Origin of the sequence: Myceligenerans indicum, assembly GCF_016742955.1 — a bacterium.
Classification (GTDB): domain Bacteria; phylum Actinomycetota; class Actinomycetes; order Actinomycetales; family Cellulomonadaceae; genus Myceligenerans; species Myceligenerans indicum.
In genome coordinates this window covers 147,693-160,216 of the sequence record NZ_JABBYC010000003.1, presented here as the reverse complement: position 1 = coordinate 160,216, position 12,524 = coordinate 147,693, and the positions used below count along the sequence as shown (strand labels likewise).

Genomic DNA, 12,524 nt, shown 5'->3' with positions numbered 1-12,524 from the left:
CCCAGCTCTTGGGGGCCCCGGCGCGGTGCGCACGCCCGGTCTCAGTCGGACAGCACGACGGCGCTGCGGAAGGCGGACACCTCGGGTGGCGTCCAGTCGTCCTCCTCGGTATCGCCGTCGTCCTCGTCCTCGTCCTCGCCGTCGCCGTCGCCGGGAGGCGGGTCGTCGGCGAGCTCGTCGAGGAGGTCCGCCAGGCCGGGCAGGCCCTCCGGACCGGTCACGCAGTCGCCGTCGATCCGCCAGCCCAGGCCGTCGTCGCTCACGCACAGGCCGCCGCTCAGCCTGATCCGAGCCGTGGCGGACGCCTCCGAGCGCACCTCCGCGACGGGGACCTCGTCCTCGTGCCGCACCTCGGCGGTCACCCGCAGGCGGGCCGCGTCGACGCGGAGGGCGGTCAGCTCGGCGCCGTTGCGCTCGGCGTACTCCTGGGCCGCCTGGTACATCTCCTCCCGCACACCGGCGGTGAGCGGCGGCGCGTCGAGGATGCCCCAGAACTCCGCCGCGTCCGGCGCCCCGAGGTGCAGCCCGCTCAGGACGCCCAGGTGGTCGTCCCACTCCTGGGCCGCGGCGAGCGCGGCGGCGTCCGCGGCCGTGCCGGTCTCGCGGCGGTCGTCCGTGGCGGACCCGATCATCGTGATGACCAGTACCGCACCGGTCACGAAGGCGAGCGCGGCCGGGATGGTCAGGACGTGGAGCGAGCCGCGTTCGCGGTCGTGCCGTTCCCGCGCGGCGACGGTCCTCACGCGGCGCCGGTGCCCGAGCCTCATGTCAGTCTCCTGTTCCGCCGGTCACGGGGACGCCGGTGATCCGGAACCGGTCCGGTGCGTCGACCGTGACGGTGTCCTGCCCGGTGTCGGGCCAGACGACGGCGATCGTCGTGGTGTCGCCCGTGCCGATAGTGGTGACCTCCTCGTCGCCCAGCAGCCGCCGCAGCTGGAAGCCGGTCGGGGTCTTGTACGACTTGTAGTCGTAGGGGAGGACCCGTTCCGTGGGCCCCAGCAGCGCGAGGTTGTGCGGGCCGGCGGCCTCCGCGAGGGTGCCGAAGCTGCGGTCGCCGACGAGCTTGAGATAGGACGGGAGGAACCAGGCCGGGTCGACCGAGTCGCCGGCGGTCCGCTCCGCGGTCAGCGTGCCGACGACCGCTCCGGGCCGGCGCACCATCGAGGTGACCTCGACGGTGTAGTCGCCGCCGCTCGTGGTGATGTCCACGGGTCCGTTCGCGACGGTGGGGGCGTCGGTCCCCGGGAGGTCTTCGCCGCTGTCGTCGTCCTGGACGACGAGACGGCCCCGGAACTCGATCTCGACGCGACGGTTCGCGGCCCGCGCCGCCGCACTCGTCCCCTCGGCGATCGGCTCGGACTCGCCGCGGCCCTCCTCGGAGACGGTGTAGCCGGATCCGAGCGCGGTCCGCAGGCGGTCGGCGACCGACGCGGCGCGCCGTTCCGACAGCGTCTGGTTGTACGAGTCCGAGTCGACGTCGTCGGTGTGGCCGACGACGTGCACCTCGCCGGAGTCGGCCTGCTCCTGGATGTCCCGCGCCGCGCGGTCGACGACCGCCCGTGCCTTCTTCGACAGCGTGTGGCGGTCGGAGGCGAACAGGACGTCGGACGCCAGGGTGACGGTCACCTGGTCGTCCTCGGCCGAGGTCACGGACTCGTCGTCGTAGGAATGGGTGAACGCGCGGATCTTCCGGCTCTCCGTCTCCGGCGTGCCGCCCACCAGCGAGACGGCGTCGTCGAGGCCTCCCTCGTCCTCGACGACGGGCACGCCGAGCGCGGCGCCGAACCGGGGGACCAGGACATCCACGGTGCTGCCCTCCGGGGCGGCGAAGACGGTGGTGGCCCGGCCGCGCAGCACACCGGGTTCGTCGGCGTCGTCATGGACGCGCTCGATCGTGGTCGCGGGGCCGTCGTCGTTCTCGCCGACCGGGTACACGAGCCCGGCGCCGGTGTCGAAGAGGCGGACTCCGCGGCCGTCGGTGGCGGTCTCGCCGAGGCCGCCGAGACTCAGGGCGAGCGTCGACCACAGCGGGGTGTGCTCCGCGTCGTCGGACGTCGCCGTGACGTCGTACCGCAGGACGGCCAGGTCACCGTCGGTCTCGATCGGGTACAGGCCGATGCGGACCCGCGTTCCGCGGACCCAGGGCGCGTCCAGCGTGGTCACGGGAACGACCCCGTCCGAGGGCCCGGTGCCCTCGGACGGGGTCGTGGGGACGGATACGCCGGACGGCGAACCGTCGCCGGAAACGGGATCTCGGTCCCCGAGAAGCCCGCATCCTGCCGACAGGCCCACCAGGGTGACCGTGAGCAGGGTGAGTGCGGTCCGACGCATCAGCTTCCTCCATCGTGCTCGGGTGTGTCAGCCCTCGCCGCCGCCGCCGATGTCGTTCACGGCGTTGGTCAGCTGGGTGACGATGGCCTTGCCGACGTCGCCGCTCGCGGCGACCACGACACCGACGATGGCGACGACCAGCAGGATCGCTCCGACGTACTCGACGGTGCCCTGACCGGTCTCGTCGTCGTGCGTGCGACGGGCGATGCGGTCGGCGTGGGTCCTCAGCGCCACCTGGGCGGCGACGACCTTCTGCGTGAGCGTGTTCATGACGTCCTCCACGTGTGCGGTTCTCGTTCCGGCTGCGGAACCCCGCCGCAGCACGAGCACGAATCTATGGACGGGCGGAACGTCTTCCCAGGGCGTGAGGTCCCAGGTCAGGGCCCTTCCTGGGTGGGCCTTCGGGCCCAGCGGCACCGGGTCTGCCGGCGCCGGGGCCGTGGCCCTGGCGGAGCCACAGCACGATGGCCTGGCTCCGTGTCGTCACGGCCAGCTTCGCGAACAGGCTGTTGACGTGGTTCTTCACGGTCTTCTCGGAGAGGAAGAGACGTGCGGCCACCTCACCGTTAGACAGCCCGTCGGCCACCAGGTCCATCACCTCCGCCTCACGCGGCGACAACAGGCCGCGCACCGCCGGGTCCGGACCCGGGGCGGCGTCGCGGCCCATGGCGGGCGTCCCCGGCGCGACGCCCGAGACGACCTGGCTCCCGCCCCGGCACAGGCGCATCGCCTCGACCATCGCGCGCGGCTCGAGCGCGCCGTGCACCAGGTACCCGGCTGCCCCGGCAGCCATCGCCTCGGCCACGGTGGCAGGGTCGTCCGTGTGCGTCAGCATCACCACCGTCGCGCCGCCCGCGAGCCGGGGCAGCAGCTCCAGACCGCTCACCTCGGGCATGCGCACGTCCAGCAGCACGACGTCGACCCAGCCGGCCAGCACGTGAGCCACCGCTTCCTCCGGGTCGCCGGTGTCGATCACCGAGGTGACGCCCTCGGTGCCGTCCAGGAGCGTTCTCAGGCCCATCCGGATGATCGGGTTGTCGTCCACGGCAAGGATTCGCATCAGACCACCTCTGCGGTTCGGCCGCGGCGGTGCTCGGACCTCCGCGGCGGTCGGTCGGGGACGACGTCGGACACGTCGCCGTTCGGGCGCTCCGGTCGGCCGGCCGGTTCGGCGGGCAGGAGGACGCGTGCGGTGGTTCCGCCGCCCGGAGCCGGGGTCCAGGTCACGTCGCCGCCGCACAGCGCGGCCCGCTCCCGGATGCCGCGAAGCCCGTACCCGCCCGTCGCGGGCACCTCGGCCGGAAGCCCGCGGCCGTCGTCCGTCACGAGCACCCGAGCGGCCGGCCCCTCGGTGGTGACCAGGACCTCGACCCGGGAGGCGCCGGCGTGCTTGCGGACGTTCTCCAGCAGCTCGGTGACGACCGCCCGGATGTGCCGCGCCCGCCCGGGCCCGATGATCTCGTCCGCGCCGGCGCGCACCATGACGTCCACCGGAACGCCGGTGCGTTCCGTCCAGCGACGGGCGAGGTCGGTGACCGGGCCCGTGACACCCCGGGTCTCGTCGCGCAGTTCCCCCAGAGCGCTCCGCGTGTGCCGGTGAGCGGTCTGGACGGCATCGCTCAGCCGGCGGGCGACCTCGACGGTGCCGCGTGCGACACCCTCCCGTTCCAGCCGGTCGGCGAGCCCGCGCGTCGTCAGCGAGAGCCCGGCGAGGTCTCCGGCGACCGTGTCGTGCAGGTCGCGGGCCAGGCGCAGGCGTTCGGCCAGCATGGCCTGGTGCTCGCGCGTCGTGGCCAGCTCGGCCGTGATGACCGCCTGCTTGCGCAGCCGTCGGCCGAGCATGGTTCCCGTCCAGGTCATCACGGCCGTGAGGGCGGCTCCGGAGATCCCGGTGACGAACCCCTGCCAGGACGGCTCGTAGGCCGTGAGCTGGAACAGGCACAGCGGCACGGCCATCACCAGGCCGAGACGCAGGCCGGCGAAGAGTCCCCAGAGGGCGGCGGTCGCGGCGGCATACACGGCCATCAGCGGCGATCCCGCCAGCGGGATCAGGGCGACGACGGCGACGACGATGTCGCACGCGAGCAGGATGCCGTTACGGGCGTAGATCCGGCCACGGGTCTCCCAGTTCAGCGCGGGAACGAAGGAGAACGGCGCGGCGAGCACCACGAGGACCGCACCCAGCCAGCCGGTGCCGTTGAGCATCGCCAGAACCAGGGAGAACGCCAGGACCACGAGCCGCACCTGGCACAGGAGACGCACCGCCGGACCGATCGCGCGCTGCGTGGTCGCGTCCATGCCGCGCGGCGGGAGGGACGCCGGGCCGTCACGCTCAGAAGACCCCACCGAGCACCCCCGCGTTCGCGATGAGAACCGCCGAGACGATGAGGATCAAGGCTCCCGGCAGGATGGTCACCGTGACCGCGAGCGACACCATCGGGGCCGCCCGCGCGGCACGCTGCCGCACGTTCTCGGCGTGCTCACGGCGCACGTCGGCGGCGATCGAGGTGAGCGCCTCCGCCAGGGGAACGCCCAACTCCTCGGCCTGCAGCAGCGCCGTCACGAACGTGCCCACGGCGCGGGACCTGTTGCGCTCACGCAGAGCCTCGAACACCTGGCGCCGGCCAGATCCCACGTTCATCTCCCGCAGCGCGGTGCGCATCTCCCCGGCCAGCGCGCCGCCATGGAACTCGCACACGCGCTCCAGGGCCTGACGGAAACCCAGACCCGCGGTCACCGTCACCGCGAGGACATCCAGGAAGTCCGGAAGCTCCTGGTCGATCTGCAGCTGGCGCTTGTTCGCCTCGAGCTGCAACCACAGGCGCATCCAGGTGCTGAGCGCCACGAACAACACCAGGCCGATCTGCCAGTAGCCCTGCAACGCGAACAACAGGCAGAACAGGACACCCAGAAGAACCAGCGCGGCCTCGCGGCGCACGAACATCGTCAGCGTGACGCCGTCCGGACGCCCGGCACGGCGCAACACCGTGTCGAGCCGCTGAAGACGGGCGCGGCCCCGCAGCCGCACGGCCGTCCGCTGCAACGGCGCCCCCAGCACGTCCAGCACGGCGGCGAACCCGAGAGTCCGCTTCACCTCCTCCGGCGCGTACTCGGCCTCGACATCCTCCAGACCGGTACTGGTGACGAGCCGATAGCCCGTCATGCCCAGCACCGCCACCCCGGCCGCGGCCAGCGCGATCAGAATCCCGAACACGTCACACCTCCCTCCGTCGTCATCGGTGTTTCTCGGACTTCGTTTCCGGCGTGTGCCTCGTTCCTCGGCCCACACCGTGCACTGCGCCCTTCGTCACACCTCCACCTTCGCGAGGCGGCGGACCAGCAAGTAGCCGACCACGAACAAGCCGGTCGCGACGAGCAGCACCACCTGGCCGATGAGGTTGGTGATCATCTCGTCGACCACGCCCGGGCTGAACACGTTCATCAGTGCCACCGCGCCGAAGGCCAGGAAGATCACCGTGTACCCGGAGAACTGGGCGCCGAGAGTGGACGTGGCCACCTCACGACGCAGCCGGCGCCGCTCCTCGAGCGTGCTGCCGATCCCCGACAACGCGGTGACCAGGGCGCCGCCCGTCCGCCCCTGGATCGACAGCGTCTGGACCAGCACCGACAACTCGCGCGACGGAAGACGCTCGCTCAGGCTGTCGAGGGCTTGCTGCAACGACCGGCCCACCGCCATCTCGGCGCTCACCTGCGACACCTCCGAACCCGCGGGCTCCGGCATCTCGTCGGCCGCCATCTCCAACGAGCGGCGCACCGCCAGACCGGCCGACGCGCCGTTCGCCAGCAGCCGTGCGAGCTCGGGCAACTGCGCCACGAACCGGTCCACCCGCTGCTTGCGCCGCCGCTCCAGCCAGCTCCGTACGGCGACGACGACGATCAGAACCGCCAGCGCCGCCGTCGTGCGGCCGAACAGAGGAAGCACGATCAGACCACCCGCGAGCGCCGCCGCCGCCGTCGCGGCGACGAACATCGACGGCGACCACCCCGGCAGGCCCGAACCAGCGAGCAGGGACTGCAGGCGCTGCCCCCAGCGGACCCGCTGCAGGCGCTCGTCGAGACGGGCGAAAACGCCGACGCGCTTCTTCGGGTCCATCTCGGCGGACTCCACGATCCGCCGCTCGATCTCCGCGTTGTTCGCCCACGTCGCGACGGTCGCCGCCGCCGTCATGAGCGTCACCAGCAGGCCCACGGCCACGAGGAGGACGATCATGACGTCGCACCCCCGTCGGCCGGAGCCGGGCCCTGCACGGCCTCGCCGGCCCGGCGGAGCCGTTCCACCAGCTCCGCCGGCGGCGTGGACCGCAGGAACCGACCCGTCACGAGACGGTCCGGGCCCAGCGGATCGGTCACGAACTCCACCAGCGGGGTCAGCGCGTAGTCCTCACGCCGCCTCGACGTCACCGCCTGCACCTCCACGACACGGCGCGAGCCGTCCTGTGCGCGCTCCAGGTGGATGACGACGTCGATCGCCGAGTTGATCTGGTCCCGCAGGGTCGTCACCGGCAGTTCCACCTCGCTCATCGAGGCGAGCGTCTCCAGCCGGCTCAGCGCGTCCTGCGCCGTGTTCGCGTGCACCGTGGCGATCGACCCGTCGTGGCCGGTGTTCATCGCCTGCAGCATGTCCAGCGTCTCGCCGCCACGGACCTCACCGACGATGATCCGGTCCGGCCGCATGCGCAGGGCGTTGCGCACCAGATCCCGGATCACGACCGCGCCCCGCCCCTCCACGTTCGCCGGACGGGACTCGAGCCGCACCACGTGTCCCTGCTGCAGGGACAGCTCGGCGGCGTCCTCGATCGTCACGATGCGTTCCTGCTCCGGGATCATGCCCGACAAGGCGTTCAGGAACGTCGTCTTCCCCGAACCCGTGCCGCCCGAGACCACCACGTTCAGCCGTGCTCGCACGCAGGACCCCAGCAGTGCCGCGGTGTGCCCGTCGAGCGTGCCGCGGTCCACCAGCTCACTCATCCGGAAGGGCGTCGGGAACCGCCGGATCGTCAGCGTCGGCCCGTCCAGCGCCAGCGGCGGGATGATGACGTTCACGCGTTCGCCGCTCGGCAGACGTGCGTCCACCATCGGCGAGGACTCGTCCACCCGGCGGTTCACCTGCGACACGATCCGGTCGATCGTCTGATAGAGCTGGTCCGAGGACGGGAACCGGGTCGGGACCCGCTCCACCTTGCCGTACCGCTCCACGAAGACGTCCTGTGGTCCGTTCACCATGATCTCGGTGATCGACTCGTCCGCCAGCAGCGGCTCCAGCACGCCCAGCCCGAGCGCGTCGTCCACGATCCGCTGCACCAGCGCGCTGCGTTCCCGGGCGGACAGGACCGGTCCGTCGACGGAGAGCATGCGGGACAGCACGCGCTCCAGCCTGACCCTGCGCTGGGCCGGGGCGAGGCGGGAGAGCTCGTCGACGTCGATCTCCTCGAGCAGGCGCTCGCGGTAGACCTTGGCGAGGTCGTGGTCGTCGTCGCGTCGCTCGTCGGCGGCGAGCCGGTCGCGAAGGGCCATGTCACCCCTCCCTTTCCTGTCGTGGTCTGTCTCGGATGTCGTGACCGGGCCTGCCGTGCCCCGGTCCGCGGGGACCGGCGTCTCCCGTCAGTCCTCCATCGGGAACTCCGCGGCCCGCGTGAGCGACACGTCGGTGACCTGCATCTCGCCCAGGCCGAGCGGCGCGGAGACCGTCACCTGCACGCGGGCCGTGCCGTCCTCGGCGGCGAACTCGGCGGCCTCGAGCTCCAGGCCGTCGGGGATCTGCTCCTCCACGACGGACCGCCAGTCCTCTCCCTGGCTCAGGGCGCGGGCTCCGTTCCGGGCGGCCTCCTGCGTGATCGAGGCCGTCTGGGCGACGGTGATGCCCTGGATCGCGAGCAGTGCGACCAGGACGATGACGAAGACGACGCCGACGAGCTCGACCATCGCCTGGCCGGCGTCGTGGTGCCGCGGACCGCCGTCCATCTCAGCGCTCCGGGTAGACGGGGGCGGTGGACGACGCGGACAGCTCCACGCCGGGCAGGACGGTCGGGACGGTGACCCGCACGCTCACCTCGTCGGACGAGATGGCGATGTCGGAGTCCCGGACCACCTCGCGCAGGGCGTGGGGCAGGCGTTCACGTACGTCCTGGCGGACACGCCGCTCGACCTCGTCGACGTGTTCGTCCTCGTGGTAGCCGACGATGCCGACCGTCCGCGCCCCCTCCTGCGCGGCGGCACGAGCGGCCAGGAGGCCCGAGGCCCAGCCGATGCCCTGGACGCACAGCAGGATCGTCATCAGTGCCACGGCGATGAAGACCGGCAGCTCGACGGATGCCTGACCGGCGTCCCGGGTGGCGGGCCGTTCGGGCGCCTTGTGGCTCGCGCTTCTCTTGTCGGTCCTCTGCGCCCTGCCCGCCGTCCTGCGGTCGCGGCGGCCGGGCCGGCTCGCCGAGCCGGCCACCAGGGCCTCCACCTCCGTGGGGCCGTCCGGTGTGTCCGACGGCGTGTCACCGGCCTCCTCGCGGAGCGCGGCCGCGCCCACCTCGGCGACCGCCCTGTGTACAGGTGTGGGCGACTCCAGCAGGGTGGCGGTGTTGACGGCGGCTGCGAACGCGGTTCCGCCGTCGGGCACGGTGAACGCGACCGGACGCTCCACGATGCGCTCGGCGAGCTGGGGTGTGACCTCGTCCTTCGGGCTGCGCCGGTTGAGGACCAGCTCCACCGACGTCGGCTGGCGGATGGCCAGGCGCTCCCACTGCGCGAGCGCGCGGCGGGCGGACCGCAGGGACGGGAGATCGGGGGTGGAGACGAGAAGCACGCGATCGGCGAACTCCAGCGCGGTGGCGCGGACCTCGTCCAGGTGGGTCCCGACGTCGAGCACCGCGAGGTCCGACTCGAACCGCAGGCCGGAAAGGATCGACCGGACCGCCGCCGCCGCGATCTCCTCGCCCCGTTCGCCGTCGGCCGGGGCCGGCAGCAGGCGGATGCCCCCGGGCACGTCGTAGGTGGTCTCGCGCAGCATGCGCCCGGTGATCTCGCCCTCCACGCCCGCCAGGTCGACGATCGAGCGGCGGGTGCGGACTCCGGCGTAGGCGGTGAGGTCACCGGCGGCGACGTCGAGGTCGACGAGGGTGGTGTCGCCGGTGCGGCCCGCCCGGGCCAGCAGGAGGGCCAGCACCGAGGTGCCCACCCCGCCCTTCGCGCCGGCCACGGCGATGATCCGCCCGCTGCGGCCACCCGTGCGTTCCGCGGAGATCGCGGCCTGTGCCACCGCCGACCACGACGCCACGGACTCGAACCGGGTGAGCACTTCCTCGAGACCCGAGTTGCGGGCGATCACGGACCGCGCGCCGACCTCCATGGCGGCCGCCATGGCGGTGCTCATCTCGGCCGCGTTGTGCGCCTCGACGACCATCACGATCCCCGTGAGCGGGACCGCCATACCCACCGTGCGGGCCAGGGCGTGTCCCCGGCCGTCGTCGGCGGCCTCGTCGACCACGATGAGGCCGACGTCCGGGTGACGGTCCAGCGCCGTCATGACGCCCGGGGTGTCCGCCACGGCCGCCGCGAGCTCGAAGCCGTCGGACTCCGAGAGCACGTGGCCCAGATGGTCCCGCACCTCGTGCGACGCGGTCACGAGCAGGACTTTGGTCGCCACGTTCAGCTCTCCTGCTTCTTCTTCTGGGCAACGGTGCCGTCGAAGGTCCGCTCGTCGAACGGGATCTCGGCCTCGTCACCCGCGCCGCGCAGCGCGATACGCATCTTCTCGGAGAAGGTCTCGACGTATGCCAGCGTCAGCGCGTCCTCGGTGCTCAGGGCGAACGTCACCGGAAGGCCGCGGCTGGGGGCGATGTCGTCCGGGTCCTCGACCGTGGTGGGGATCCCCACCTCGACCACCAGCACGTTCGACACCCAGACCCGGGCGAGGTTCTTGGAGTCGCCGTCGGCCCGCATCGTCGCGATGACGTCGACACGGTCCCCGGGCCGCACCTTGCCGGCGACGCCCGTCTCGGCGTCGACGACGACGGCCACCTCGCGGAACCCGGGCTGCACGATCGGGCGTTCCACCAGCATGCCCGCCTGCACCACCGCACCCCGCTTGTAGGCGGTGGCCGCGACGAGCCCCTCCACGTCCGACTTGGTGTGCGGGGCGGAGGCGGGGGCCCAGCGTTCCGGGACCGCGATCTCCTCCAGCATCGCCGGCTCGATGGGCTCCTGCGCCTCCACCGCACGGTTCAGCTGCAGCACCGTGGTCATGGGGCCCACCTGCGTGCTGACCGTGCGCACGTAGTACAGGACGCCCGCGAAGACGGCGACTGCCAGGACGGAGGTGACGACGAGGAGGAACACCCCTCGTCGCTGCCGGGGATTCATCGGACAGCCTCCAAGGGCTCGGGATGGGGTGTGGCCCCTGCGACGCCACCGCGTGACCCGGTCCGGGCGGGGTGGGCGGCGACGTCGCAGAAGAGACAGGACTCCGGAGCCGCGCGGCCGCAGACGTCGCAGGCCGGCCAGCGGAAGAACCCGGAGGCCACGTTGGCGATGGTCGTGGTGAGCGGGGCGTCGAGGCTGGACACCTCGAACCACCGTGGTGCCGGCCACTCGGCCGCCGGGAGACCGTGGGGCCCGCCCAGTTCGACGTCGGCAGGGTGGGGGAGCAGCGCGTCCACCCCGGGGACGACCGGCCGCGGGGACCGTGCGACGACGATGGTCTCGCCGTCCGGGACCCCGAGGTGGCCCAGGAACCGCCCGACGGTGCCCCGGCCGGGGTCGACCACGAACGCCGAGGTGGGCAGAAGGCTGCCCGCGTGCTGACGGAACGTCGGGGTGGGCTCGGCCAGGGAAGTGACCGTCGAGACGAGGGCGCGCGTGACGACGCGGGACAGGACGTCGTCGGCCACGGCGCGGGCCGATGCCGCCGGGAGTGCGGGAGTGGTCAGGCCGGCGAGGATCACGGCCCAGGCCGTGAGGTGCACCTCCAGGTGCAGGATCGCGAGGCGTTCGGGGCCCAGGACCAGGCGGGCCGAGCGAGCGACCTTGCGTGCCGCCTCGTCACGCGTCGCGAGCACGACGTCGTCCACGGGAAGGCGGCGGATGGCGGCCACGACGGACTCCAGCGTGGGATCAGCCCGGTGGACCGAGGCGTGGACGCCTTCCGGTGCACCGATCGCGACGACGAGCACGGTTTCCCCCTTTGGTGACCGGAACGGATCTTGCTACCGGAACTAACAAACCCCGCGCCGAGCTGTCCCGGCGTGCGAGCTGTGCGCTCCGTGGAACCACCGTCCTGTCCTGTGCCGGGCGGCACTGCCGGGCGTCGAACTGTGACCGGGGCCATTCCGCCGGTTCCATGTTGGATGCTGACGGGCTCATTGCTGACCGTCAAGCATGTACCGGGCAGAACGGTCAGATAATCCCGGGAAGCGGGCGGAGGGTGTGGAGGGTGCCTCGGGTATTGAAATCGATACCAGGCGCGCAATGGCGGTCATGTCGGTCAGCACTGGCGAAAGTGTTCAACACAGACCAGTCACGAAATGCACACGATGCACGCCCGATCGGTCACTGATAACGGGGGCGTGATGCCGCCCGCGCCGTGAGCCGTGCGAGGCGCCCCGGCTCTCGTGGGTGGCGCCGTGCACGCATGGTAGAAAGGCCTGCCTACGGTGGAAAATTCCGGTCCGAGGCGCCTGGTGAGAGGCGCGCGGTGAACAGTCGTCCGTGAACGAGGGGGTTCGATGAAGCGGCGCACGCTGGTGGTCGACGGCAGCCCGGTGGCCGAGGCCGAGGTGGCCGACACCGCCCTGGGGCGAGCGCGCGGGCTGCTGTTCCGGCGCGAGCTGCCCGAGGCCCTGGTGCTGCGTCCGTGCTCGTCGGTGCACGGTGCGTGGATGCGCGTGCGGCTCGACGTCGCGCTGCTCGGTGCCGACGGTGACGTGCTGCACGCGCAGGTGCTGCGCCCCTGGGGCGTGTCCGCGATCCGCCGTGGCGTCGGCAGCGTCCTGGAGGCGCCGGCCGGGAGCTTCGAGCGCTGGGGGCTGCGTGTCGGTAGCACGGTGGTCCTGGCGGGAGCCTGATCCGCGCGGGCGCTCCGGGCGGGTCTGCGGGTCCGTGACCTTTCAATCTGGGTCGAAACGATGCCGGAGAATTACCTCTGTGCCTCACGGAAATGTGGAGATCCTGCGGATGGGGAGATC

13 protein-coding genes are annotated in these 12,524 nt (G+C 72.2%); 1 reads left to right on the top strand and 12 read right to left on the bottom strand.

The genetic code is table 11. The annotated features are described in order from the left end of the window. Positions 1-41: 41 nt before the first annotated feature. The 12 genes from HGK34_RS04070 to HGK34_RS04015 all read right to left on the bottom strand — a co-directional run bounded on the left by HGK34_RS04070 (position 42) and on the right by HGK34_RS04015 (position 11,513). Entirely contained in the window at positions 42-767 is a 726-nt protein-coding gene (locus HGK34_RS04070) for a pilus assembly protein TadG-related protein (RefSeq protein ID WP_201845285.1), read from the bottom strand. Between the two features lies 1 nt (position 768). Further along, positions 769-2,331, bottom strand: a complete 1,563-nt coding sequence (locus HGK34_RS04065; RefSeq protein WP_201845284.1) for an OmpA family protein — start codon at positions 2,329-2,331, stop codon at positions 769-771. Positions 2,332-2,358: 27 nt separating this feature from the next. Further along, on the bottom strand, positions 2,359-2,601 hold the full coding sequence (locus tag HGK34_RS04060) for a hypothetical protein (RefSeq protein ID WP_201845283.1): 243 nt from the start codon (positions 2,599-2,601) through the stop codon (positions 2,359-2,361). Between the two features lie 64 nt (positions 2,602-2,665). Beyond that, entirely contained in the window at positions 2,666-3,391 is a 726-nt protein-coding gene (locus HGK34_RS04055; RefSeq protein ID WP_201845282.1) for a response regulator transcription factor, read from the bottom strand. Continuing rightward, positions 3,391-4,677: a sensor histidine kinase gene (locus HGK34_RS23440; RefSeq protein WP_201845281.1), complete on the bottom strand. Its 1,287-nt coding sequence runs from the start codon at positions 4,675-4,677 to the stop codon at positions 3,391-3,393. The genes HGK34_RS04055 and HGK34_RS23440 overlap by 1 nt, the downstream gene beginning before the upstream one ends. Next, complete coding sequence (locus HGK34_RS04045; RefSeq protein WP_201845280.1) at positions 4,664-5,545, bottom strand: type II secretion system F family protein; 882 nt, start codon at positions 5,543-5,545, stop codon at positions 4,664-4,666. Before HGK34_RS04045 ends, HGK34_RS23440 begins: the two co-directional genes overlap by 14 nt. Before the next feature lie 93 nt (positions 5,546-5,638). Further along, positions 5,639-6,562, bottom strand: coding sequence for a type II secretion system F family protein (locus tag HGK34_RS04040; RefSeq protein ID WP_201845279.1), 924 nt, complete (start codon positions 6,560-6,562; stop codon positions 5,639-5,641). Then, complete coding sequence (locus HGK34_RS04035; protein ID WP_201845278.1) at positions 6,559-7,866, bottom strand: TadA family conjugal transfer-associated ATPase; 1,308 nt, start codon at positions 7,864-7,866, stop codon at positions 6,559-6,561. The genes HGK34_RS04040 and HGK34_RS04035 overlap by 4 nt, the downstream gene beginning before the upstream one ends. 87 nt (positions 7,867-7,953) lie before the next feature. Further along, the gene (locus tag HGK34_RS04030) at positions 7,954-8,313 is read right to left on the bottom strand and encodes a TadE/TadG family type IV pilus assembly protein (RefSeq protein ID WP_201845277.1); all 360 of its coding nucleotides are present in this window, start codon (positions 8,311-8,313) and stop codon (positions 7,954-7,956) included. Between the two features lies 1 nt (position 8,314). Next, positions 8,315-9,988 carry a P-loop NTPase family protein gene (locus tag HGK34_RS04025; protein WP_201845276.1) on the bottom strand — a complete coding sequence of 558 codons (1,674 nt, stop codon included), beginning with the start codon at positions 9,986-9,988 and terminating at the stop codon, positions 8,315-8,317. A 2-nt stretch (positions 9,989-9,990) separates the two neighbouring features. Continuing rightward, a complete protein-coding gene (cpaB, locus tag HGK34_RS04020) occupies positions 9,991-10,704 on the bottom strand; it encodes a Flp pilus assembly protein CpaB (RefSeq protein ID WP_201845275.1) in 714 nt (237 codons plus the stop codon). Next, a complete protein-coding gene (locus HGK34_RS04015) occupies positions 10,701-11,513 on the bottom strand; it encodes a hypothetical protein (RefSeq protein ID WP_201845274.1) in 813 nt (270 codons plus the stop codon). Before HGK34_RS04015 ends, cpaB begins: the two co-directional genes overlap by 4 nt. Before the next feature lie 552 nt (positions 11,514-12,065). Between HGK34_RS04015 and HGK34_RS04010 the strand changes: the two genes are divergently transcribed. Beyond that, positions 12,066-12,404, top strand: a complete 339-nt coding sequence (locus tag HGK34_RS04010; RefSeq protein ID WP_201845273.1) for a DUF192 domain-containing protein — start codon at positions 12,066-12,068, stop codon at positions 12,402-12,404. The last annotated feature ends 120 nt before the right edge of the window (positions 12,405-12,524 follow it).

Bases quoted from the DNA above. Each gene is read 5' to 3' on its own strand.
- cpaB (WP_201845275.1), bottom strand. From the start codon at position 10,704: ATGAATCCCCGGCAGCGACGAGGGGTGTTCCTCCTCGTCGTCACCTCC.
- HGK34_RS04010 (WP_201845273.1), top strand. From the start codon at position 12,066: ATGAAGCGGCGCACGCTGGTGGTCGACGGCAGCCCGGTGGCCGAGGCC.
- HGK34_RS04040 (WP_201845279.1), bottom strand. From the start codon at position 6,562: ATGATCGTCCTCCTCGTGGCCGTGGGCCTGCTGGTGACGCTCATGACG.
- HGK34_RS04035 (WP_201845278.1), bottom strand. From the start codon at position 7,866: ATGGCCCTTCGCGACCGGCTCGCCGCCGACGAGCGACGCGACGACGAC.
- HGK34_RS04060 (WP_201845283.1), bottom strand. From the start codon at position 2,601: ATGAACACGCTCACGCAGAAGGTCGTCGCCGCCCAGGTGGCGCTGAGG.
- HGK34_RS04055 (WP_201845282.1), bottom strand. From the start codon at position 3,391: ATGCGAATCCTTGCCGTGGACGACAACCCGATCATCCGGATGGGCCTG.
- HGK34_RS04030 (WP_201845277.1), bottom strand. From the start codon at position 8,313: ATGGACGGCGGTCCGCGGCACCACGACGCCGGCCAGGCGATGGTCGAG.
- HGK34_RS04065 (WP_201845284.1), bottom strand. From the start codon at position 2,331: ATGCGTCGGACCGCACTCACCCTGCTCACGGTCACCCTGGTGGGCCTG.
- HGK34_RS04070 (WP_201845285.1), bottom strand. From the start codon at position 767: ATGAGGCTCGGGCACCGGCGCCGCGTGAGGACCGTCGCCGCGCGGGAA.